The organism is Cupriavidus sp. MP-37 (assembly GCF_020618415.1).
In the GTDB taxonomy this organism is placed as follows: Bacteria; Pseudomonadota; Gammaproteobacteria; order Burkholderiales; family Burkholderiaceae; genus Cupriavidus.
Genome location: NZ_CP085344.1, coordinates 2,672,941 through 2,695,759, shown reverse-complemented (window position 1 = coordinate 2,695,759; position 22,819 = coordinate 2,672,941). Strand labels below are relative to the sequence as shown.

Annotated in this window: 23 protein-coding genes; 18 read left to right on the top strand and 5 right to left on the bottom strand. The window is 68.0% G+C overall.

Annotation, left to right across the window (positions count from 1 at the left end):
• The first annotated feature begins 22 nt into the window (after positions 1 to 22).
• The 15 genes from uvrB (at position 23) to LIN44_RS12370 (ending at position 12,900) form a co-directional block, all read left to right on the top strand.
• Positions 23 to 2,116, top strand: a complete 2,094-nt coding sequence (gene uvrB, locus LIN44_RS12440) for an excinuclease ABC subunit UvrB (RefSeq protein WP_227312335.1) — start codon at positions 23 to 25, stop codon at positions 2,114 to 2,116.
• 90 nt (positions 2,117 to 2,206) lie between these two features.
• Positions 2,207 to 2,428, top strand: a complete 222-nt coding sequence (locus LIN44_RS12435) for a hypothetical protein (protein ID WP_111519641.1) — start codon at positions 2,207 to 2,209, stop codon at positions 2,426 to 2,428.
• Between the two features lie 40 nt (positions 2,429 to 2,468).
• A complete protein-coding gene (locus LIN44_RS12430; RefSeq protein WP_062797958.1) occupies positions 2,469 to 2,711 on the top strand; it encodes a hypothetical protein in 243 nt (80 codons plus the stop codon).
• Positions 2,712 to 2,806: 95 nt separating this feature from the next.
• The gene (locus tag LIN44_RS12425) at positions 2,807 to 3,295 is read left to right on the top strand and encodes a low molecular weight protein-tyrosine-phosphatase (RefSeq protein ID WP_227312334.1); all 489 of its coding nucleotides are present in this window, start codon (positions 2,807 to 2,809) and stop codon (positions 3,293 to 3,295) included.
• Between the two features lie 81 nt (positions 3,296 to 3,376).
• Positions 3,377 to 5,473, top strand: coding sequence for a site-specific recombinase (locus LIN44_RS12420; protein ID WP_227312333.1), 2,097 nt, complete (start codon positions 3,377 to 3,379; stop codon positions 5,471 to 5,473).
• A gap of 118 nt (positions 5,474 to 5,591) precedes the next feature.
• Positions 5,592 to 6,143, top strand: a complete 552-nt coding sequence (gene iscR, locus LIN44_RS12415; RefSeq protein ID WP_227312332.1) for a Fe-S cluster assembly transcriptional regulator IscR — start codon at positions 5,592 to 5,594, stop codon at positions 6,141 to 6,143.
• Positions 6,144 to 6,195: 52 nt separating this feature from the next.
• On the top strand, positions 6,196 to 7,419 hold the full coding sequence (locus LIN44_RS12410) for an IscS subfamily cysteine desulfurase (RefSeq protein ID WP_304524186.1): 1,224 nt from the start codon (positions 6,196 to 6,198) through the stop codon (positions 7,417 to 7,419).
• A gap of 75 nt (positions 7,420 to 7,494) precedes the next feature.
• Positions 7,495 to 7,893 carry a Fe-S cluster assembly scaffold IscU gene (gene iscU / locus LIN44_RS12405; RefSeq protein WP_010809025.1) on the top strand — a complete coding sequence of 133 codons (399 nt, stop codon included), beginning with the start codon at positions 7,495 to 7,497 and terminating at the stop codon, positions 7,891 to 7,893.
• Between the two features lie 41 nt (positions 7,894 to 7,934).
• The gene (gene iscA, locus LIN44_RS12400) at positions 7,935 to 8,255 is read left to right on the top strand and encodes an iron-sulfur cluster assembly protein IscA (protein ID WP_012352433.1); all 321 of its coding nucleotides are present in this window, start codon (positions 7,935 to 7,937) and stop codon (positions 8,253 to 8,255) included.
• Positions 8,256 to 8,279: 24 nt separating this feature from the next.
• On the top strand, positions 8,280 to 8,504 hold the full coding sequence (locus tag LIN44_RS12395; protein WP_227312330.1) for a DUF3565 domain-containing protein: 225 nt from the start codon (positions 8,280 to 8,282) through the stop codon (positions 8,502 to 8,504).
• Positions 8,505 to 8,559: 55 nt separating this feature from the next.
• Entirely contained in the window at positions 8,560 to 9,078 is a 519-nt protein-coding gene (hscB, locus tag LIN44_RS12390) for a Fe-S protein assembly co-chaperone HscB (protein ID WP_227312329.1), read from the top strand.
• A 96-nt stretch (positions 9,079 to 9,174) separates the two neighbouring features.
• Positions 9,175 to 11,040 (top strand): Fe-S protein assembly chaperone HscA, encoded by a 1,866-nt coding sequence (hscA, locus tag LIN44_RS12385; protein ID WP_227312328.1) that lies wholly within the window; start codon positions 9,175 to 9,177, stop codon positions 11,038 to 11,040.
• A 41-nt stretch (positions 11,041 to 11,081) separates the two neighbouring features.
• Entirely contained in the window at positions 11,082 to 11,420 is a 339-nt protein-coding gene (fdx, locus tag LIN44_RS12380; protein WP_115679907.1) for an ISC system 2Fe-2S type ferredoxin, read from the top strand.
• Positions 11,421 to 11,454: 34 nt separating this feature from the next.
• Positions 11,455 to 11,649, top strand: a complete 195-nt coding sequence (iscX, locus tag LIN44_RS12375) for a Fe-S cluster assembly protein IscX (RefSeq protein WP_018006908.1) — start codon at positions 11,455 to 11,457, stop codon at positions 11,647 to 11,649.
• A 228-nt stretch (positions 11,650 to 11,877) separates the two neighbouring features.
• A complete protein-coding gene (locus LIN44_RS12370; RefSeq protein ID WP_227312327.1) occupies positions 11,878 to 12,900 on the top strand; it encodes an IS110 family transposase in 1,023 nt (340 codons plus the stop codon).
• Between the two features lie 392 nt (positions 12,901 to 13,292).
• On the opposite strand, the gene lysS is transcribed toward LIN44_RS12370, so the two are convergent.
• The 3 genes from lysS to prfB all read right to left on the bottom strand — a co-directional run bounded on the left by lysS (position 13,293) and on the right by prfB (position 16,858).
• Entirely contained in the window at positions 13,293 to 14,846 is a 1,554-nt protein-coding gene (gene lysS / locus LIN44_RS12365) for a lysine--tRNA ligase (protein WP_227312326.1), read from the bottom strand.
• A 48-nt stretch (positions 14,847 to 14,894) separates the two neighbouring features.
• Complete coding sequence (locus tag LIN44_RS12360) at positions 14,895 to 15,653, bottom strand: SDR family oxidoreductase (protein ID WP_227312325.1); 759 nt, start codon at positions 15,651 to 15,653, stop codon at positions 14,895 to 14,897.
• A gap of 100 nt (positions 15,654 to 15,753) precedes the next feature.
• Positions 15,754 to 16,858, bottom strand: a protein-coding gene (prfB, locus tag LIN44_RS12355; protein WP_150124062.1) for a peptide chain release factor 2 whose coding sequence is annotated in 2 segments (ribosomal slippage) — positions 15,754 to 16,776 and positions 16,778 to 16,858 — 1,104 coding nt in all. Because the reading frame shifts where the segments join, the coding sequence is not laid out codon by codon here.
• A gap of 204 nt (positions 16,859 to 17,062) precedes the next feature.
• On the opposite strand from prfB, the gene LIN44_RS12350 reads away from it, so the two are divergent.
• Positions 17,063 to 17,785: a peptidoglycan DD-metalloendopeptidase family protein gene (locus LIN44_RS12350; RefSeq protein ID WP_227312324.1), complete on the top strand. Its 723-nt coding sequence runs from the start codon at positions 17,063 to 17,065 to the stop codon at positions 17,783 to 17,785.
• Positions 17,786 to 17,815: 30 nt separating this feature from the next.
• Here the strand turns inward: LIN44_RS12350 and recJ are convergent, their stop codons facing one another.
• Both recJ and LIN44_RS12340 read right to left on the bottom strand, forming a co-directional pair.
• On the bottom strand, positions 17,816 to 19,513 hold the full coding sequence (recJ, locus tag LIN44_RS12345) for a single-stranded-DNA-specific exonuclease RecJ (RefSeq protein ID WP_227312323.1): 1,698 nt from the start codon (positions 19,511 to 19,513) through the stop codon (positions 17,816 to 17,818).
• A gap of 36 nt (positions 19,514 to 19,549) precedes the next feature.
• Positions 19,550 to 20,665 (bottom strand): hypothetical protein, encoded by a 1,116-nt coding sequence (locus LIN44_RS12340; RefSeq protein ID WP_227312322.1) that lies wholly within the window; start codon positions 20,663 to 20,665, stop codon positions 19,550 to 19,552.
• Positions 20,666 to 20,823: 158 nt separating this feature from the next.
• Here LIN44_RS12340 and LIN44_RS12335 point away from each other — a divergent pair, with 158 nt between their 5' ends.
• Together LIN44_RS12335 and lolD are read left to right on the top strand one after the other, a co-directional pair.
• On the top strand, positions 20,824 to 22,074 hold the full coding sequence (locus LIN44_RS12335; RefSeq protein ID WP_227312321.1) for a lipoprotein-releasing ABC transporter permease subunit: 1,251 nt from the start codon (positions 20,824 to 20,826) through the stop codon (positions 22,072 to 22,074).
• Positions 22,067 to 22,807, top strand: a complete 741-nt coding sequence (lolD, locus tag LIN44_RS12330) for a lipoprotein-releasing ABC transporter ATP-binding protein LolD (protein WP_227312320.1) — start codon at positions 22,067 to 22,069, stop codon at positions 22,805 to 22,807. Before LIN44_RS12335 ends, lolD begins: the two co-directional genes overlap by 8 nt.
• The last annotated feature ends 12 nt before the right edge of the window (positions 22,808 to 22,819 follow it).

The window sequence follows — 22,819 nt, the reverse complement described above, 5'->3', positions numbered from 1 at the left end:
GTATTTCCCTAGTCACGCCCCTATGACGAACCTTGCCGAAGTCGCGCCGGCCCTGGACGAAGACAAATTCGTCACATTTCCCGGTTCCCCGTTCCAGCTGTACCAGCCGTTCCCGCCCGCCGGCGACCAGCCCGAAGCGATCCGGCAGCTGGTGGAGGGGGTGGAAGACGGCCTGTCGTTCCAGACCCTGCTGGGCGTCACGGGTTCGGGCAAGACCTTCACCATGGCCAACGTGATCGCCCGCATGGGGCGGCCGGCGATCGTGTTCGCGCCCAACAAGACGCTGGCGGCGCAGCTTTACGCGGAATTCCGCGAGTTTTTCCCGCGCAATGCCGTCGAGTACTTCGTCAGCTACTACGACTACTACCAGCCCGAGGCCTACGTTCCGCAGCGCGACCTGTTTATCGAGAAGGACTCGTCGATCAACGAGCATATCGAGCAGATGCGGCTGTCGGCGACCAAGAGCCTGCTGGAGCGCCGCGACACGGTCATCGTCGCGACCGTGTCAGCGATCTACGGTATCGGCAATCCGACCGAATACCACCAGATGATCCTGACGCTGCGCGCCGGCGACAAGATCAGCCAGCGCGACGTGATCGCGCGCCTGATCGCGATGCAGTACACCCGCAACGAGACCGACTTCCAGCGCGGCACCTTCCGCGTGCGCGGCGACACCATCGACATCTTCCCCGCGGAGCATGCCGAAATGGCGGTGCGGCTGGAGATGTTCGACGACGAAGTCGAGTCGCTGCATTTCTTCGATCCGCTGACGGGGCGGGTGCGGCAGAAGATCCCGCGCTTCACGGTCTACCCCTCGAGCCACTACGTGACCCCGCGCGAGACCGTGCTGCGCGCGATCGAGGCGATCAAGGACGAGCTGCGCGAGCGGCTGGAGTTCTTCCACAAGGAAAACCGGCTGGTGGAGGCGCAGCGGCTGGAGCAGCGCACCCGCTTCGACCTCGAGATGCTGTCCGAGCTGGGCTTCTGCAAGGGCATCGAGAACTATTCGCGGCACCTGTCCGGCGCGCGCCCCGGCGACCCGCCGCCGACGCTGGTCGACTACCTGCCGCCCGACGCGCTGATGTTCCTCGACGAGTCGCATGTGCTGATCGGCCAGCTCAACGGCATGTACAACGGCGACCGCGCGCGCAAGACCACGCTGGTCGAGTACGGCTTCCGCCTGCCGTCGGCGCTGGACAACCGGCCGCTCAAGTTCGACGAGTTCGAGCGCAAGATGCGGCAGGTGATGTTCGTTACCGCCACGCCGGCGGCGTTCGAGCGGGAGCATGCCGGTCAGGTGGTGGAGCAGGTGGTGCGGCCGACCGGCCTGGTCGACCCGGTCATCATGGTGCGCCCCGCGACCACGCAGGTGGATGACCTGCTGTCGGAGATCCATGCCCGCGTCGGCGCCGGCGAGCGCGTGCTGGTGACCACGCTGACCAAGCGCATGGCCGAGCAGCTGACCGAGTTCCTGACCGAGAACGGCGTCAAGGTGCGCTACCTGCACTCGGATATCGATACCGTCGAGCGCGTCGAGATCATCCGCGACCTGCGCCTGGGCACCTTCGACGTGCTGGTGGGCATCAACCTGCTGCGCGAGGGGCTGGATATTCCCGAAGTCTCGCTGGTGGCGATCCTCGACGCGGACAAGGAAGGCTTCCTGCGCGCCGAGCGCTCGCTGATCCAGACCATCGGCCGCGCCGCGCGCAATGTCAACGGCACCGCCATCCTGTACGCGGACCGCATGACCGACTCGATGAAGAAGGCCATCGACGAGACCGAGCGCCGCCGCGCCAAGCAGATCGCCTTCAACCAAGCCAACGGCATTACGCCGCGCGGCGTGGTCAAGCGCATCAAGGACATCATCGACGGCGTCTACAACGTCAGCGACGCCAGGGCCGAGCTGCAGGCCGCGCAGGAGCAGGCGCGCTATGAGGAGATGAGCGAAAAGCAGGTCTCCAGGGAGATCAAGCGGCTGGAAAAGCTCATGCTCGACCATGCACGCAACCTGGAGTTCGAGCAGGCCGCGCAGGTGCGCGACCAGTTGGCCAAGCTCAAGGCGCAGGTGTTCGGCGCCAGCGGCGAGGGCGCGCTGCCGCCTGCCTCGCCTGCCTGATACGCCGCAACGGTGGGCGCGCTTCGCCTATAGTGAAATCCTCGGCGGCGCCGGCGGGGCAGGGCAACAGACCGCTGCAAAGGAGGCACGATGGAACGCCAGTTTGAATACGGCGGCTACGCGGTAGTGGTCACCGCGGTCCCGAATGCCGCGGGCGGCTTTGCCGCGCAGATGCGCATCGCCGACGCCTTCGGCGAACCGACCGGCCCGAGCTTCGAGGCGATTGCCGGCGACGCGCCCACGCCTGAAGCCGCCATCGCTCTGGCGGAGGCGGGCGCCATGCGCGCGATCGACGCGGGCGAGGTCAGCTAGCGCGCCGGCGGATACCCCCATTTCCCGTGGAGAAAACACAATGACCGACATCGGCGAATGGAAGAAGAAGGTCTATGAAACCCACGAAGTGCAAGTGCAGGTCAGGCAGCGTTCGCAGAGCGAATGGTCGTACACCGTGCGCGTGTGCCGTCCCGGCACCAACATCCGCGCCGCCGGCACGCTGACCGACAGCTCGCGCATCACCGACCACTACAAGTCGGCCGAGGCCGCGCAGGTGGCCGGGTTTGCGCACGGCGAGCGGCTGGCCAAGCAGCTCGCCTAGCGCCGCGGTCCGTCGCGATCGGCGGCAAGCCGGGCTGGCGGAATGGGCGGCAGGTAGAATCGCGCCTCCATGCCACCTTGCCAAGTCTTGATCCGATGAAGCCATACGCCATCCTGATGTGTTGCATGGGGAATATCTGCCGTTCCCCCACGGCCGAGGGCGTGCTGCGCGCCAAGCTCGATGCCGCCGGACTGGCGGCGCTGGTGGAACTGGATTCGGCGGGCACGCATGAATACCACCTCGGCCGCGCCCCCGATCCCCGCACCCAGCGCCACGCGCTGCAGCGTGGCTATGACCTGTCCGCGCTGCGCGCGCGCAAGGTCGGGGTGCCGGACTTCGACCGCTTCGACCTGATCCTGGCGATGGACCGCGAGAATCTCGCCGGCCTGCTGCGGCTGCGTCCGGACGCGGCCGACAAGGTGCGGCTGCTGATGAGCTTCGCCACCCGGCACGACGCCGACGAGGTCCCGGACCCGTATTACGGCGAAGGCGATGGCTTCGAGCGCGTGCTCGACTACATCGAAGACGCCTGCGACGGCCTGGTGGCCGAACTGCGCCAGCGCCTGCAGCATCCGGCGGCCTGATCCGGCCCGCTGCACAGCCTTTCCCGGCCCCGCCGCGGCGCGCTGCGCCCGCGGCCGGCGGCCCGATCCCGACGAGAATCCATGCTTCGCAAACTGTTCCGCAAGTGGCGCGAGTCGCGCAATGCCAGCCTGCAGCTCGACGCCATCCTGGCCGCGGCCGATCCGGACGCGCCGCTGGCCGAGCGCAACGGCTGGCTGATCGAACTGGCCTTCTGGATCCGGCGCGACGGCGGCCTCGGCGCCGAGGCCGACGGACCGGAAGACGGCGCGCCGCGCCGCCATCCGGAACTGGTGCGCCTGCGCTACCTGCTGCAGGTGCTGGAGCGGCATCCGGACTGGGCCGGGCGCTTTGCGCAGACGATGCGCAGCCTGGTGCGCGAGAACGACCCCACCGGCCTGTTCTGCGATACCGGCGTGGCGCAGCATCCCGGCTTCGTCAGCGAGATGGTGAGCCGGCTGCAGAGCCGCTTCCTGCCACCGCCGCCGAACCGCAGCGACATGGCAGCTCTGTTTGCGCTGGTGTTCGTCGGCGATGGCGATGCCGACTGGGTCGAGGCCATCGACGAGGCGCTGATGGCGCGGCTGGCACGGGTGCTGGAAGCCGGCCACGCCGATGGCGCGGCGGCCGGGCTGGCGCGCTATCGCGAGGCGCTGGACCAGACCCTGGCCACCAGCATCGCGGTGCTGGTCAGCCAGGTGCGCGCCACCGGGCTGAGCCAGGCGATCCGCTCGCGGCTGGCGGGGCGTGTCGAGGATACGCCGTTCTTCCGCCTGGACCAGGCCATCGAGGCGCTGCGCGAGGAGGGCCTGCGCCGCGACGACCACAGCTTCGCGCACCGCCTGAACTATTTTCGCGGACTGCTCGATGGCTGCCACGCCGCCGCACGCCAGGTGTACGAAGAGCTGGAGGAAAACGGCGTATCGGTCGAAGTGGTATTCCAGATCGAGCGCATGAAGGTGCAGCTCAGCCGCATCGAGCTGCTGCTGGCGGCGTGGCTCGAGCCCGGCCGGCCCGGCATGCCGGCGCACCTGGTGGCCGAACTGATCCGCTCGACGCAGGCGCGGCGCAGCATTGCGCATCTGGCCGGCAGCTCGTTCGCGCAACTGGCGCGCAAGGTGGTGGAACGCTCGGCCGAGACCGGCGAGCACTACATCACGCGCGACCGCCGCGAATATGCCGAGCTGGTGCGCGCCGCGGCGGGCGGCGGCCTGGTCTCGGTGGCGACGGTGTACCTGAAGTTCCTGATCTACGGGCTGCACCTGGACAAGTTCAGCGAAGGCCTGCTGGCCTCGCTCAACTACGCCGGCAGCTTCCTGGCCATCCATTTCGCGCACTTCACGCTGGCGACCAAGCAGCCGGCCATGACCGGGCCCGCGCTGGCGCATCGGCTCGATGGCGCCGGGCGGCCGGAAGGGCGCGAGATCTTCGTCGACGACACCGTCGCCATGATCCGCTCCAACGCCGCCGCCATCGTCGGCAACCTGGCGGTGGTGTTCCCGGTGGCGCTGGCCGTCCAGTGGCTGGCGCACAGGGTGCTGGGCACCAACCTGATCACGCCGGCCAAGGCCATCGCCACCATCGAGTCATTCTCGATCCTGGGCCCCACGCCGCTGTACGCGGCCTTCACCGGCGTGCTGCTGTGGCTGTCCAGCCTGTTCGCGGGCTGGGCCGACAACTGGTTCGCGCTGCACCGCGTGCACGACGTGATGGCCTACCACCGCCGGCTGCAGTACGTGCTGGGCGCGCGCGGCGCCACCCGCGTGGCGGACTTCTGGAAACGCAACCTGTCGGGCATCGTCGCCAATGTGTCGCTGGGGCTGCTGCTGGGGCTGGGGCCCGAGATCCTGAGCTTTTTCGGCCCGCATATGGAAGTGCGCCATGTGACGCTGTCGACCGGGTCGGTCGGCGCCGCGATCGGCGTGCTCGGGTGGGATGCGCTGCGCATGCCGGCGCTGTGGCTGGCGGTCGCGGGGATCGCGCTGATGGGCATGCTGAATGTGGCGGTCAGCTTCGCGCTCGCGTTCAATATGGCGCTGCGGTCACGCAATTTGCGGCGTGTCGATCGCGCCGCGCTGAGCGCTGCCGTGCGGCGGCGCATCCTGAAACAGCCATTGTCGCTGCTGGTGCCGCCGCGCGCGGCACGTCCGCAGGCGGCTGCAGGCGGGCGCCAGGCCTGAGGGCGGGGTGGTGCGGTGCGGCAGGGGTAGTTGACTGAATTAGTCGGGTACCTTTATACTTGACGGAAACGATCAAGTATTAGCTTCACCCCCACGCTTCACCCCAGAGCCCTGCACCATGAGACTGACCACCAAAGGCCGCTTCGCGGTCACTGCGATGATCGACCTGGCCATGCGCCAGGACCAGGGACCGGTCACGCTCGCCGGCATCAGCCAGCGGCAGAAAATCTCGCTGTCGTACCTGGAGCAGCTGTTCGGCAAGCTGCGCCGGCACGAGATCGTCGAAAGCGTGCGCGGCCCGGGCGGCGGCTACAGTCTGGCGCGCAAGGCCGAGGACGTCACCGTGGCGGACATCATCATCGCCGTGGACGAGCCCCTGGATGCGACCCAGTGCGGCGGCAAGGGCAATTGTAACGGAGATGACGGCTCGGGGCGCTGCATGACCCACGAACTGTGGGCCACGCTGAACCAGAAGATGGTCGAGTACCTCGACTCCGTTTCCCTCAAGAACCTGGTGGACCAGCAGCGCGAGCGCCAGCCCGCCGTGCTGCACGACATGCGCGAAGACGCCGCGCAGCCGGTCGTCGCCGCGCGCGGCAAGGCCGACAAGCAGGAAAAGCCGGTCCGGGCCAGAATGGTGAATTCAGTTTTCAGCCTGGCGCAGTCCTGAGCGCGCCGGCAAGACAGCAACACAGCGATCAGCGGTCCCTTACAAGGCAGTCATAACGATGAGCACCCCACATTTCCCCATCTACATGGATTACTCGGCCACCACGCCGGTGGACCCGCGCGTGGCGGACAAGATGATTCCGTACCTGCGCGAGCAGTTCGGCAATCCCGCCTCGCGCAGCCATGCGTACGGCTGGGAAGCGGAACGCGCGGTGGAAGAAGCGCGCGAGCAGGTGGCCGCACTGGTCGGCGCCGACCCGCGCGAGATCGTGTGGACCTCGGGGGCGACCGAATCGGACAACCTGGCGATCAAGGGCGCCGCCAACTTCTATTCGGGCAAGGGCAAGCACATCATCACCGTGAAGACCGAGCACAAGGCCGTGCTCGACACCACGCGCGAACTGGAGCGCCAGGGCTTCGAAGTGACCTACCTGGACGTGAAGGACAACGGCCTGCTCGACATGGACGTGTTCAAGCAGGCGCTGCGCCCGGACACCATCCTGGTATCGGTGATGCTGGTCAACAACGAGATCGGCGTGATCCAGGACGTCGAGCAGATCGGCGAGATCTGCCGCGAGAAGGGCATCATCTTCCACTGCGACGCCGCGCAGGCGACCGGCAAGGTGGCGATCGACCTGAACCAGCTGAAGTGCGACCTGATGTCGTTCTCGGCCCACAAGACCTACGGCCCCAAGGGCATCGGCGCGCTGTACGTGCGCCGCAAGCCGCGCGTGCGCATCGAGGCGCAGATGCACGGCGGCGGCCATGAGCGCGGCATGCGCTCGGGCACGCTGGCCACGCACCAGATCGTCGGCATGGGCGAAGCCTTCCGCATCGCCCGCGAAGAGATGGCGACCGAGAACGAGCGCATCCGCATGCTGCGCGACCGCCTGTGGAACGGCCTGTCGGACATGGAAGAGGTCTACCTGAATGGCGACCTGGAACACCGCGTGCCGCACAACCTGAACGTCAGCTTCAACTTCGTCGAAGGCGAGTCGCTGATCATGGCGATCAAGGACGTGGCGGTATCGTCCGGCTCGGCCTGCACCTCGGCCTCGCTGGAGCCGTCGTATGTGCTGCGCGCGCTGGGCCGCAACGATGAACTGGCGCACAGCTCGATCCGCTTCACGGTCGGCCGCTTCACCACCGAGCAGGAGATCGACTACACCGTCGAGCTGCTCAAGAGCAAGATCGGCAAGCTGCGCGACCTGTCGCCGCTGTGGGAAATGTTCAAGGACGGCGTCGACCTGAATTCGATCCAGTGGGCCGCGCACTGAGCGCAACGGGTACCCGCAGGATCCAGCAGAAATAACAGCAAGACCCCCGTAAAAGATACGCAAGAGGTAAGCCAAATGTCATACAGCACGAAGGTTCTCGACCACTATGAAAACCCCCGCAACGTCGGTTCGTTCGACAAGAACGACGACGCGGTCGGCACCGGCATGGTCGGCGCCCCGGCTTGCGGCGACGTGATGAAGCTGCAGATCAAGGTCAACGAGGCAGGCGTGATCGAAGACGCCAAGTTCAAGACCTATGGCTGCGGCTCGGCCATCGCCTCGTCGTCGCTGGTGACCGAGTGGGTCAAGGGCAAGACCGTGGACCAGGCGCTGGAGATCAAGAACACCCAGATCGCCGAGGAACTGGCGCTGCCGCCGGTGAAGATCCACTGCTCGATCCTGGCCGAAGACGCGATCAAGGCCGCCGTCGAAGACTACAAGAAGAAGCACGGCGCCGAGCAGAAGGCCGCCTGATCCTGTCGCACTGACCACGGCATCGACGAAGGAACGCAACGATGATCACCATGACCGAGAAGGCCGCCAAGCATGTGGCGCGCTACCTGGAACGCCGCGGCAAGGGCGTGGGCCTGCGCCTGGGCGTGAAGACCACCGGCTGCTCGGGCCTGGCCTACAAGCTGGAATACGTCGACGAACTGCTGCCGGAAGACAACGTGTTCGAATCGCACGGGATCAAGGTCATCGTCGACGCCAAGAGCCTGCCGTATATCGACGGCACCGAACTCGACTACGCGCGCGAAGGGTTGAATGAAGGGTTTCGCTTCAACAACCCCAACGTCAAGGACGAGTGCGGCTGCGGCGAGTCGTTCACGGTCTGACGCAGGCGGGCGCGGGCCGGGCCGGTGGAGCGCAGCATCGTCGGCTTCCGCCGCGACGAAGAAGGCCACTGGGTGGCCGAGCTCGACTGCGGCCATGGCCAGCATGTGCGGCACGACCCGCCCTGGCAGTCGCGGCCGTGGACGCAGAGCGAGGCCGGCCGCGCCGCCATGATCGGCACGCGGGTGAATTGCCTGAAGTGCGACCGCAACGAGCCGCCGGCCGAGTGGGCCCGCCAGCCCGCGCGGTAGCGGCGGCAGCACGGACGAAGGGCGGCGCGGCCGCTCTTTTTTCTTGGGGAAGCAGTTGAAAGACGATTTTTTTGCGCTGTTCGGCCTGCCGGTGCAGTACGGCGTCGACGAGGCCGCGCTCGACGCGGCGTACCGCACCGTACAGTCGCAGGCGCATCCGGACCGCTTTGCCAAGGCCGGCGATGCCGAGCGCCGCGTGGCGATGCAGTGGGCCGCGCATGCCAACGAAGCCTATCGCACGCTGCGCCAGCCGCTGCGGCGCGCGACCTACCTGCTGAAGCTGCGCGGCATCGACGTGCAGGCGGAGAACAACACCGCGATGTCGCCCGCGTTCCTGATGCAGCAGATGGAATGGCGCGAGGCGCTGCAGGACGCGGTTGAAGCGCGCGATGTGGCCCGCCTCGACGCGCTGCTGCGCGAGCTGCGCCAGGAAAAGCGCGAGCGCCATGCGGCGCTGGGCGCGCTGCTCGATGCCGGCGACAACGAAGCGGCCGGCGGCGCGGTGCGGCAACTGATGTTTATCGAGAAGATCGAGCACGATACCAGCGAGGCCATCGACCGGCTGGAAGACTGACCGGCAAGATCGCCGGGGCCGTGACACAATGGCGCCCGGCCCGAAATCCGCCCACATGGCGGGTTCCCCTGCCGTACAAGACCGCGAAGAATTACCATGGCACTGCTCCAGATTTCCGAACCCGGCATGTCGCCGGCGCCCCACCAACGCCGCCTCGCCGTCGGCATCGACCTCGGCACCACCAACTCGCTGGTGGCCGCGGTGCGCAGCAGCATTCCCGAAGTGCTGGCCGACGAGCGCGGCCGCGCGCTGCTGCCGTCGGTCGTGCGCTACCTGCCTGACCGTACCGCGCACATCGGCTACCGGGCCCAGGACGAAGCGGTGCGCGACCCCAAGAACACCATCGTCTCGGTCAAGCGCTTCATGGGCCGCGGCCTGCGCGACGTGGCCAATATCGAGCACAGCCCCTACGACTTCGTCGATGCGCCGGGCATGGTGCAGATCAAGACCGCGGCCGGCGTGAAGAGCCCGGTGGAGATCTCGGCCGAGATCCTGGCCACGCTGCGCCAGCGCGCCGAAGACAGCCTCGGTGATGACCTGGTCGGCGCGGTCATCACAGTGCCGGCTTATTTCGACGAGGCCCAGCGCCAGGCGACCAAGGACGCCGCGCGCCTGGCCGGCCTGGAAGTGCTGCGCCTGCTCAACGAGCCCACCGCCGCGGCCATTGCCTACGGCCTCGACAACGCCGCGGAAGGCATCTACGCGGTCTATGACCTCGGTGGCGGCACCTTCGACATCTCGGTGCTCAAACTGACCCAGGGCGTGTTCGAAGTGCTGGCCACCGGCGGCGATTCGGCGCTGGGCGGCGATGACTTTGACCAGCGCCTGCTGTGCTGGATCGTCGAGCAAGCCGGCCTGCAGCCGCTGTCGGCACAGGACATGCGCCTGCTGATGGTGCGCGCGCGCGCCGCCAAGGAAGCGCTGTCGGAAGCCGACAGCACCGTGATCGACGCGGTGCTCGACTCCGGCGAGATCGTGCACCTGACGCTGACCGACGAGACCTTCGATCAAATCACCGCCCACCTGGTGCAGAAGACCCTGGCGCCGGTGCGCAAGGCGCTGCGCGATGCCGGCGTGACGCCCGAGGACGTCAAGGGCGTGGTGCTGGTCGGCGGTGCCACGCGCATGCCGTCGATCCGCAAGGCCGTTGGCGATTTCTTCGGCCAGAACCCGCTCACCAACCTCGATCCGGACCGCGTGGTGGCGCTGGGCGCGGCGATGCAGGCCAACCTGCTGGCCGGCAACCATGCCCCCGGCGAAGACTGGCTGCTGCTCGACGTGATTCCGCTGTCGCTGGGCGTCGAGACCATGGGTGGCCTGGTCGAGAAGATCATCCCGCGCAACAGCACTATTCCGGTGGCGCGCGCGCAGGAGTTCACCACCTTCAAGGACGGCCAGACCGCGATGGCGATCCACGTGCTGCAGGGCGAGCGCGAGCTCGCCAGCGACTGCCGCTCGCTGGCGCGCTTCGAGCTGCGCGGCATTCCGCCGATGGTGGCGGGCGCGGCGCGCATCCGCGTGACCTACCAGGTCGATGCCGACGGGCTGCTGTCGGTGACCGCGCGCGAGACGCATTCGGGCGTCGAGGCCTCGGTCACGGTCAAGCCGTCGTACGGGCTGGCCGACGACGATATCGCGCGCATGCTGCAGGACAGCTTCCGCGAGGCCGAGCACGACATGAAGAGCCGCGCGCTGGCCGAGGAACGCGTCGAGGCCGAGCGCCTGGTCGAGGCCACCGAGCGTGCGCTGGAGGCCGATGGCGACCTGCTGTCGGCCGAGGAGCGCGCACAGGTCGAAGCGCTGATCGCCGGCGTGCGCGAGATCGCCAGGGGTGAAGACCACCTCGCGATCCGCGCCGCGGTGGAAAAACTGTCGCACGGCACCGATGAATTCGCCGCCCGGCGCATGGACCGCTCGATCAAGAGCGCGCTGGCCGGGCGCAAGGTGCAGGAACTGGGCTGATCACCGCGCCTGCACCGCACTACAGAACCCCAGGAAACGACATGCCACAGATCATTGTTTTGCCCCACGTCGAATACTGCCCGGAAGGCAAGGTCATCGAGGCCGAGAAGGGCGTCAGCGTGCTCGACTCGCTGCTCTCCAACGGCATCGATCTCGAACACGCGTGCGAGAAGTCCTGTGCCTGCACCACCTGCCACGTGATCGTGCGCGAGGGCTTCGACTCGCTCAACGAGGCCGAGGAGAAGGAGGAAGACCTGCTCGACAAGGCCTGGGGCCTGGAGCCGAATTCGCGCCTGTCGTGCCAGGCCATCGTCGACGAGGAAGACCTGACCGTCGAGATCCCCAAGTACACCATCAACCACGCCAAGGAAGGCCACTGAGCGGCCGGCACTGAACGCAGCGGAGAACAAGCCCATGAAGTGGACCGATACCTACGCCATTGCCGAAGCACTGTACGACAAGTTCCCGGATGTCGATCCGGCCGGCGTGCGCTTCACCGACCTGCGCCGCTGGGTGCTGGAACTCGACGGCTTTGCCGACGATCCCGCGCGCTCGGGCGAGAAGATCCTGGAGGCGATCCAGCAGGCGTGGATCGAGGAAGCGGAATAAAGTCCTGACGTCAGGAATAAGCAAAAGGCCGGCTTGATGCCGGCCTTTTGCTTTGGGGCTGCGACGATCTGCTCCCTCTCCCGCTTGCGGGAGAGATGGAATGAACACCGCCCATCCACCGCCAAGCCAGGCCGCGGCCTAGAAAACAAAGGGGCTCTCGCTTGACCGACGGCATCGATGTGCCAGAGTGAAAGTTCGATCCAACACTCAAGGTCGAGGAGAGCCCAAATGAATGCTATGACATATGGGCTGGACATTGCAAAGACAGTGTTCCAGATGTACTGGATAGACCCCATTACGGGGAAGCCCCAGAACCGGCGATTCAGCCGCACCGCGCTCATCGAATTCCTGTCCAATTGCCAGCCTGGGCAGATCGCACTGGAGGCCTGTGGCGGTGCCCACTGGTGGGCGCGCAAGATCCAGAGCCTTGGCCACGAAGTGGTGTTGCTCAACCCGGGTTACGTACGCGCCTTCGTGCGTACGAACAAGAACGACGCGGCGGACGCCCGAGCCATCTGGACTGCAGCCCGGCAACCCGACATGCCGGTCGTGTCGGTCAAGACCGAAGCGCAGCAGGCTGTGCTCTCGTTGCATCGTATACGGGACGGGCTGGTCAAGACGCGCACCCGGCAGAGCAACCAGATGCGCGGGCTGCTGGGCGAATATGGCCTGCACTTCCGCACGGGGCGGCTGGCCTTCCGGGCCGAGCTGCGCCAGCGCTGGGCTGAGGTCGCTCAGGTCGTACCGCCCTTGTTGATGCGCGCGCTGGAGCGGCAGGTCTGTGCGCTGCGCGAACTCGACGAACAGATCCAACTGGTTGAGCGTGACCTCCAGGAATGGCTGAGGTCTGATCCGGCCGCGCAGATCGTGGAGAAGATTCCCGGCGTCGGCCCCATTACCGCCACCGCCTTGGTCGCGACCATGGGCTGTGCCCAGGCCTTCCGCTCAGGCAGAGCCTTCGCTGCAAGCCTGGGACTGGTTCCCGCGCAGACCGGCACGGGCGGCAACGTACGGCTCGGTCACATCAGCAAGCGCGGCGACGCTTACGTGCGACGACAGTTGGTCAACGCCGGACGCACGATGCTCACGCGCACCAAACATCCGCCGGCCTGGGCACTGTCCATGCTGCAGCGGCGCCCCAAGAACGTGGTGGTCGTGGCGCTGGCCAACAAGATCGCCCGGACAGCCTGGGCATTAATGGCCCATGGGCGCCAATACGATCCCGGACATGTGAGCTTGCGCCCGGCCTGAGCCGGGGGGCATCACCTTCCCTTAACCAGCGCTTGATTAACCTTCACGGCTGCACAGGCAAGAAACAGCAATGACGAAACAGGTAGGACCGTGGGAACCCAAACCTGCCCCAACCCAAGCGGCTTACAAGCCCGTGGCGAGAGATTGAGGACGGTTCTCAGCAGCTTCCATTGTGGCCCGCGAGAACAAGTACTCGCTCCAGGCCGGATATAAGGCAGCAGCCCCATCCTGCGACGTCAAGCTGGTTCCAAAACCTTGCAACCGGGGCGGTGTTCATATAAGGGTTGGGGTGAGGGCGGAAGCCACCACGAAGTCCAGGCGTTAGCATGCTTGCCGAGCGCCTGCCCTCTCCCCCGGCCCCTCTCCCGCAAGCGGGAGAGGGGAGCGAACCATCAGTCTTCCCGCCGCAAATGCGGGAACAGGATCACGTCACGGATATTCGGACTATCGGTCAGCAGCATCACCAGCCGGTCGATGCCGATGCCGCAGCCGCCCGTCGGCGGCATGCCATATTCCAGCGCGCGGATATAGTCGGCGTCGAAGTACATCGCTTCCTCGTCGCCGGCGTCCTTCTGCTCGACCTGCTTGCGGAAGCGGTCGGCCTGGTCCTCGGCATCGTTCAGCTCCGAGAAGCCGTTGGCGATCTCGCGGCCGGTGATGAACAGCTCGAAGCGCTCGGTGATGCCCGGTACCGTATCCGAGGCGCGCGCCAGCGGCGAGACCTCGACCGGGTAGTCGACGATAAAGGTCGGCTCCCACAGCTGGCTCTCGGCGGTTTCCTCGAACAGCACCAGCTGCAGCGTGCCCAGGCCGGCGTTGAGGAACTGCGGCGCGTTGGTGTTGACGCCGAACTTCTTCAGCTCGGTGCGCAGGAATTCCGCATCGCCCAGTTGCGCGTCGGTGTACTGCGGCGCGAACTTCTGGATTGCCTGGCAGATGGTCAGCCGGTGGAACGGCTTCGACAGGTCGAGCTCGCGCTCCTGGTAGGTCAGCACCGCGCTGCCGCGCGCGTCGATCGCGGCCTTGCGGATCAGGTCCTCGGTGAAGTCCATCAGCCAGCGGTAGTCCGTGTAGGCCGCGTAGAACTCCATCATGGTGAACTCGGGGTTGTGGCGCGGGCTCACCCCCTCGTTGCGGAAGTTGCGGTTGATCTCGAACACGCGCTCGAAGCCGCCGACGATCAGGCGCTTCAGGTACAGCTCGGGCGCGATGCGCAGGAACATCTGCATGTCGAGCGCGTTGTGGTGCGTGATGAAGGGCTTGGCCGCGGCGCCGCCCGGGATCGGGTGCAGCATCGGCGTTTCCACTTCCATGAAGCCGGCGTCGGCCATATGGCGGCGCAGCGACGAGATCGCGTTGGTGCGCGCACGGAAGGTGTTGCGCGTTTCCGGCGACACGATCAGGTCGACATAGCGCTGGCGGTACTTCATTTCCTGGTCGGCCAGGCCGTGGAACTTGTCCGGCAGCGGGCGCAGCGACTTGGACAGCAGGCGCAGCTCGCGCACCTGCACCGACAGCTCGCCCTTGTTGGTGCGGAACAGCTCGCCGCGGGCGCTGACGATGTCGCCCAGGTCCCAGTGCTTGAAGGCCGCGTAGACCTCTTCGCCGACCTTGTCGCGGGTGATGTAGAACTGGATCTGGCCGCTGCCGTCCTGCACCGTGGCGAAGCTGGCCTTGCCCATCACGCGCTTGAGCATCATGCGCCCGGCGATGGCAACCTCGACCGGCGCGGCCTCGAGCGTGGCCTGCTCGGTGTCGGCGTATTGCGCCTGCAGCGCGGCGGCCTGGTGGGTGGGGCGGAAATCGTTGGGGAAGGCCACGCCTTGCTGGCGCAGCGCGGCCAGTTTCTCGCGCCGCTCCGCGATGATCTTGTTTTCGTCGACGGCGGGCGTGTCGGCGGCGGCCTTGTTCTGCGCCTGGGCCTGGGCGCGGTTGGGTTCGGTCATGGTGTCTTGTCGGTCGCGCGCCGGGCGGCGCGCGGGTTCAGTGTGGCTTCAGTAGTTGCGGAGATCGTCCAGCTCGGTGCTGCCGAAATCCGGGCGGTGCAGGTAGGCGACGATGCGGCCGGCGGTTTCCTCGGCCGAGGCGAGCTGCTGGTTGGCCTTGAGCTCGCGGAAGCGCTGCACCTGGGCAAAATCGGCATTGCGGATGGTGGCCTGCATGCCGGTATCGATCACGCCCGGCGCCAGCGCCACCGCGCGCACGGTGCGCGGCGCCTCGGCCTGGGCGTACTCGGCATTGACCGAGCGCATGAACATGTCGAGCCCGGCCTTGCCGGCGCAGTACGCGCTCCAGCCTTCGATCGGGCGCCGCGCCGCGCCGGACGAGATCGCCAGCACCTTGCGCGGGCAGCCGAACTTCTCGGTGCGTTCCAGGAACGCCGCGGTCATGGTCATCGGCGCCGCCAGGTTGGTCAGCAGGTGCGGCACCAGCGTCTTTTCCTGCAGCGCCGCGACCGGCCCGATCGGCTCGACCACGCCGGCGTTGAGGATCAGCGTGGCGCTGGTCGGCGGCAGGTCGAGCGTGTCGAGCACGCTGGCCAGCCAGGTGGCGGCGGGACCGGCCTGCGCCAGGTCCTGCAGGTGCCAGGCCACCGGCACGCCGCTGAGCGTGGCGATGCGTTCCAGTTCGGTGTTGCGGCTGCGCGCCACGCAGATCAGGCGGTTGCCCGGCACCAGCAGGGCGTTGGTCAGTGCCGCGCCCAGCCCGCGCGAGGCGCCGGTGATGATGTACAGGTGATTGGCTTCGCTCATGGTGCCCCGGTCGGAAAGGCCGTCGTGCCGGCATGGCGCGGGCGGCGGTACAGCGATGGATGGATGGCTGTGCCGCCGCCGGCCGGCGGCGGGAACGGTCTTAGAGTCCCTGCTTGAGGCTGGCCTCGATGAACGGGTCCAGGTCGCCGTCCAGCACCTTCTGGGTGTTGGACATTTCCACGTTGGTGCGCAGGTCCTTGATGCGGCTCTGGTCCAGCACGTAGGAGCGGATCTGGTGGCCCCAGCCCACGTCGGTCTTGCCGGCCTCGAGCTTGTCGGCCTCGGCCTGGCGCTTGCGCATCTCGTGCTCGTACAGGCGCGACTTCAGCATCGACATGGCCTCGGCGCGGTTGCGGTGCTGCGAGCGGTCGTTCTGGCACTGCACCACGATCCCGGTCGGGATATGCGTGATCCGCACCGCCGAATCGGTCTTGTTGATGTGCTGGCCGCCCGCGCCCGAAGCGCGGTAGGTATCCACGCGCAGGTCCGCCGGGTTGATCTCGACCTCGAACGAATCGTCCACCTCGGGGTAGACGAACACCGACGAGAACGAGGTATGGCGCCCGCCCGACGAATCGAACGGCGACTTGCGCACCAGCCGGTGCACGCCGGTCTCGGTACGCAGGTAGCCGAAGGCGTATTCGCCCTCGATCTTGATGGTCGCGCTCTTGATGCCGGCGACGTCGCCTTCGGACTCTTCCAGCACCTCGGCCTTGAAGCCCTTGCGCTCGCAGTACTTCAGGTACTGGCGCAGCAGCATCGAGGCCCAGTCGCACGCTTCGGTGCCGCCGGCGCCGGCCTGGATGTCGATAAAGGCGTTGGCCTGGTCCATCTCGCCGGCGAACATGCGGCGGAATTCCATGTCCGCCACCACCGCCTCGAAGCCCTTGACGTCGGCCTCGATCGACTCGAGGGTGTCGTCGTCGCCTTCTTCCCTGGCGAGCTCGAACAGCTCTTCGGCACCGACGAGGTCATCGGTGAGCTTGCCCAGGACGCCGACCACGCCCTCGAGCATCTTCTTTTCCTTGCCGAGGTCCTGGGCCCGCTTGGGGTTGTTCCAGACGTCGGGATCTTCCAGCAGGCCGTTGACTTCGTCCAGCCTTCCTACCTTGACATCGTAGTCAAAGATACCCCCGTAGATCTTCCGTCCGGGAACGGAGATCGGAGATGGCACCGGAGATGGCGTTGAGGCGTTCTGCTTCCATGATGTTCCTGCGCTTCGAAAACCTCGAATTATAGCGGATCGGCGCGGCAGATCGGGCGCCGTGCGGTGGCGTTCCGGCCGCCGCGGCGCGGCCGCGAACCGAACGGAACCGCGCCCGCGCGGTCTATCCGGCGGTGCCGGCCGGCGCACGCGGCGATAATACGGGTCGCAAGCCGCCCCCGGCACCGACCAACAACAGGGACGCATGACGAAAACCAGACATGACATCGAGCCAGGCCGGCGCCGCGCGCTGGGCCTGCTGCTGGCCGCCGCGACGACGGCAATCACGGCCGGCTGCGGCACCACGGGCGGGCCCGTGCCGGACGGCTACTACCGCGTCGAGCGCGGCGACACGCTGTATTCGATCGCGCGCAAGCACCGCCGCAGCGTGCGCGACCTGACCCGCTGGAACAGCGACATCACCAGCCCGAGCCAGATCGAGGTCGGGCAGCTGATCCGGGTGCGGCCGCCAGGCGCGTCCGGCGGCGCGGTGGCGTCGACCGGTAGCGGGCAGGCCGTGACCGATACACCGCGCGTCGACAGCGCCGCGGCGTCGCGGCCGCCCGCCAGCAGCATCCGCCTGCAATGGCCGGCCGACGGCCGCGTCACTGCCGGGTTCTCGCCGCCCGCCAGCAAGGGCCTGAGCATCGCCGTGCCGGCCAACGGCACGGTGCGCGCCGCCGCCGCCGGTCGCGCCATCCACGTCGGCAACCTGCGCGGCTACGGCATGCTGGTGATCGTCAAGCACAACGACGACTGGCTCACCGTGTACGGCAACCTCGACCAGCCGCTGGTCAGCGAGGGCACGCAGGTGTCGGCGGGGCAGGACGTGGGCCGCATGGGCGCGAGCCCGAGCGAACTGCACTTCGAGGTGCGCGGCAACGGCAAGCCGGTGAATCCGGCCAGCTACCTGCCGTCGCGCGGCTGAGCCGGGGCGCGCCGCGCCCCTCCGGGGATGCTACTGCGCGTGCTCGATCACCAGCTGCACGCGGGTGACGCCGTTGAAGGTGTTGTTGTCGAGCCGGTAGGCCACCTGCGCGCTGGCGCCGAGCGAGTCGGCATGGTTGAACCAGATCGCGTCGAAGCGCTGGCTGCCGCGCCCCAGCTGCAGCTTCAGGTGCTTGCCCTTGAGCACGCTCTGGCGCAGCACGTCGAACTCGCCGCAGAAGGTCGGCGCGGGGAAGCCCTGGCCCCACACCTGCTGCTCCAGCAGCGTGACGAACTCCGGGCTGAAGCACTGGTCCTCGATATCGCCGTCGGTCTCGATCACGCGCGCCAGCTGGTCGTCGGACAGCCATTCGCGCCCGACCGCCTCGAACGCTTCCTGGAATTCGGCAAAGCGTTCGGCGTGCACGGTCAGCCCCGCCGCCATGGCGTGGCCGCCGAACTTGAGCAGCATGCCGGGGTGGCGCTTGGACACCAGGTCGAGCGCGTCGCGCAGGTGGAATCCGGGGATCGAGCGGCCCGAGCCCTTGACCGTGGCTTCATCGCCGGGCGCGAAGGTGATGGTGGGGCGGTGGAACTTGTCTTTCAGCCGCGACGCCACGATGCCGATCACGCCCTGGTGCCAGGTATCGTTGAACACGCTGACCGTGAAGCGTGCCGACGGGTCCGGTCCGGCCAGCGGCTGTTCCAGGATGCGCAGCGCTTCCTGCTGCATGCCGGCCTCGATGTCGCGGCGCTCGCGGTTCATGCTGTCCAGCTCCTGCGCGATTTCCCAGGCGCGGTTGGCATCGTCGGTCAGCAGGCACTCGATGCCCAGCGACATGTCGGCCAGCCGGCCGGCCGCATTCAGCCGCGGGCCCAGGCCGAAGCCCAGGTCGAAGGTGTTGGCGCGCGCGGCCTCGCGCCCGGCGGCGCGGAACAGCGCGGCCACGCCCGGCTGCATGCGCCCGGCGCGCATGCGGCGCAGGCCCTGTGCCACCAGGATGCGGTTGTTGGTGTCCAGCTTGACCACGTCGGCCACGGTGCCCAGCGCCACCAGGTCCAGCAGCGTCTGCAGCGGCGGCTGGGTCTGCTGGGTGTACACGCCGCGCCGGCGCAGCTCGGCGCGCAGCGCCAGCAGCACGTAGAACATCACGCCGACGCCCGCCAGGTTCTTGCTGGGGAACTCGCAGCCCGGCTGGTTCGGGTTGACGATCACCGCGGCCTGCGGCAGTTCCGCGCCCGGCAGGTGGTGGTCGGTCACCACCACGTCGATGCCGAGCGCATTGGCCGCGGCCACGCCGTCGACGCTGGCGATGCCGTTGTCGACCGTGACGATCACGTCCGGATTCTGCCTGGCCGCCAGCGCAACGATTTCCGGGGTCAGGCCATAGCCGTACTCGAAGCGGTTGGGCACGATGTACTCGACCCGCGCGCCCAGCATGCGCAGCCCGCGCACGCCCACCGCGCAGGCGGTGGCGCCGTCGCAGTCATAGTCGGCGACGATCAACAGGCGCTTGCCGGCGGCGATGGCGTCCGCCAGGTAGGCCGCGGCGTGGCCGATCCCCTTCATGGCCGCGGGCGGCACCAGTTCGGGCAGGTCGGTGGCCAGCTCGGCCGCGCGGGCCACGCCGCGCGCGGCCAGGATGCGCGCCAGCGTCGGGTGCAGGCCGGCGGCGGCCAGCGCGCTGGCGTGTTCGGGGGAATATTGGCGGATGGCGATCCGGGTCATGGGCGGGGCGGCAGTGGTGGGTCGGGAGCGAGGGCTTCAGGCGGCAAGGGCGAGGTCGGACAGCAGCGCGCGCCAGTCGCCGCGCTGGCCCATGCCGCGCCAGAACTTGCGCAGGTCGGCGCGCCGCACCGTGAACTCGGCAAAGTGGTTTTCGCCGCCCAGCACCAGCGTGATGGCGCCGATCCGGCCGGCCGCCAGCGCGTCCAGCGCCGGACCGAACCAGTCGGCATCGAGCGCGTGCATGCGGTCCAGCCACAGCCCCCAATCCTCGGCGATATGCGGCTCGGTGGCGCTGTCGAGCATGGCCAGCACCGAGCCCTCGGCCGCGGCCGCGCCGGCCAGGCCTGCCGGCACCGGCAGCACGCGGCTGCCCGCGGCCAGCGCCAGGCCGCTCAGGAACGGGTCGCTGCTCAGCACCGTGTCGGCCAGCCGCGGCACCGGCTGCAGCGCGCCGCCGCCGTACAGCCACACCGAGTTGACCGGCACCTCGCCGGCGGCCTCGCGGGCCTGGTTGACGCGGTGGTCGAACCACGTCATCTGGATTTCGTTCTGCAGCCGGCGCCAGTCGCGCGCGCGCTCGCCGGCCTGCATCCAGATGTCGATATTGCGGCCCGCCGCGCGCAGCGGCGTGGTGGCTTCGAGCGGGCCGAACACGGCCTCGGGCAGGTACCAGCGCTGCGGGCAGGGCGTCTCCAGCGCGATGCCGGATTCCTGCAGCAGCGCGTCGATGGCCTCGCGCAGCGCGGTGGCTTCCTGCGGCCGCAGGCCGAGCTGGCCGGGCGGCATCAGCACCAGGTGGTCACGGGCGGCGTGGATGTGCACTGGCTGCAGGCAGGCCCAGGACTGGCCGTCGGCGGCCGGGGTGGCCGTGGCCGCGCCGGAGCTGTCGGCCAGCCGCATATAGGGCGCCAGCGGCACCCGCACCGTGTCCAGGCCGGCCTTGCCGGCCAGCCAGCGCTCCTGCGGCAGGCTGCGCAGGAACGGGTCGTCGTGCCGCTCGCGCGGGCCGGGCGCGGCCCGGGTCAGCAACTTTCCGAGCGCCGGCAGCTCCAATTGCCGCAGCAGCGCACCGGGAACGACGTCGTCGCGGCCGTCGTCGCCGGCGCCGGGCGGGACGGAAAAGGGCACAATCAGGGTCAGGTGCGTCATCATGGTGGCGAGATTGTAAACTCCCGGCTGGCCCGCGCCAGTCCCGGACGCTGCAGCGGCGTGACCGTGGCGCCGCCCGCGACGGCAGCCCTGCGTGCCGCCGGCGGCTCCCGGCAGACACCGGCGGACACCGGCGCTTTTCCGAAACAACAGGAATCCTCTTGAAATTTCCCTACGAGTGGCAGATCGGCTGGCGATATACCCGCGCAAGCAAGCGCGCCAGCCGCAACACCTTCATTTCGTTTATCTCGATGATCTCGATGCTGGGGATCGCGCTCGGCGTGGCCGCGCTGATCGTGGTGCTGTCGGTGATGAACGGGTTCCAGAAGGAAGTGCGCGACCGCATGCTGTCGGTGCTGGCGCATATCGAGGTGATCGGCCCGTCGGCGCTGCCCGACTGGCAGAAGACCGCGGCCGAGGCCTTGCAGAACAAGGAGGTGGTCGGTGCCGCCCCCTACGTGGCGGCGCAGGCCATGCTGACCCGCGACGATGCCGTGCGCGGCGTGCTGCTGCGCGGCGTCGAGCCGTCGCAGGAGCCCAAGGTGTCGGAGATCGGCAGCCAGTTCCGCGCCGGCACCATGGCGGCGCTGGTGCCGGGCAGCTTCGGCATCGCGCTGGGGAACGAGCTCGCCAATGCCATGGGCGTCCAGGTCGGCGACAAGGTCACGCTGCTGGCGCCGCAGGGCACCATCACGCCGGCGGGCGTGCTGCCGCGGCTCAAGCAGTTCACCGTGGTGGGCGTGTTCTCGTCCGGGCACTTCGAGTTCGACAGCGCGCTGGCGCTGGTCAACCTGCAGGACGCCGAGACCCTGTTCCGCCTGAGCGGCCCCACCGGCGTGCGCCTGAAGCTGCAGGACATGCAGCGCGCGCCGCTGGTGGCGCAGGAGCTGGCGGGCACCCTGTCGGGCGAGCTGTACCTGCGCGACTGGTCGAAGCAGAACCGCAACTGGTTTGCCGCGGTGCAGACCGAGAAGCGGATGATGTTCATCATCCTGACGCTGATCATCGCGGTCGCCGCGTTCAACCTGGTGTCGACGCTGGTGATGACCGTCACCGACAAGCAGGCCGATATCGCCATCCTGCGCACCATGGGCGCGCAGCCGGGCTCGATCATGAAGATCTTCATCGTGCAGGGCGTCGCCATCGGCTTTATCGGCACGCTGCTGGGCGTGGCCGGCGGCACGCTGATCGCCACCAATATCGACGTGATCGTGCCCTTTATCGAGCGGCTGCTGCACGTGCAGTTCCTGCCGCGCGACATCTATTTCATCAGCCAACTGCCTTCCGACCCCCGCGTGAACGACATCGCCACCATCGGCATCATCTCTTTCGTGCTGGCCACGCTGGCCACGCTCTATCCCAGCTGGCGCGCCGCCCGCGTCAATCCGGCGGAGGCGCTGCGCTATGAGTGAAGCCGTGCTGCAAGCCGATACTTCCACGCCCGCCCCGGGGCTGCCGCGCACCGGTGCGCCGGTGCTGGTGGCCGAGGGCCTGACCAAGCGCTTCCGCCAGGGCGAGCTCGACGTCGATGTGCTGCGCGGTGTCGACGTACGCGTCAATGCCGGCGAGAAAGTCGCCATCGTCGGCGCCTCCGGCTCGGGCAAGAGCACGCTGCTGCATGTGCTGGGTGGGCTCGACGAGCCCGATTCCGGCCGCGTCGCGCTGCTCGGCAAGCCCTTCACGGCGCTGCGCGAGCGCGAGCGCAACGTGGTGCGCAACCGCTCGCTGGGCTTTGTCTACCAGTTCCATCACCTGCTGCCGGAATTCACCGCGCTCGACAACGTGGCGATGCCGCTGCGCATCCGCGGCCTGACCCAGGCGGCCGCGCGCGAAGTTGCGCAGGCGATGCTGGAGCGGGTCGGGCTGGGCGGGCGCTCGCGGCACCGGCCGGGCGAGCTGTCCGGCGGCGAGCGCCAGCGCGTCGCCATTGCGCGCGCGCTGGTGGGCCAGCCGGCCTGCGTGCTGGCCGACGAGCCCACCGGCAATCTCGATGACCACACCGCCGGCGGCGTCTACGACCTGATGCTGGAGCTGTCGCGCACGCTCGGCACCAGCTTCGTCATCGTCACCCACGACCTGGACCTCGCCGGCCGCTGCGATCGCGTGCTGCGGCTGCGCGACGGCCACCTGCACCAGGAACGCTGAGGCGGCCGCGGC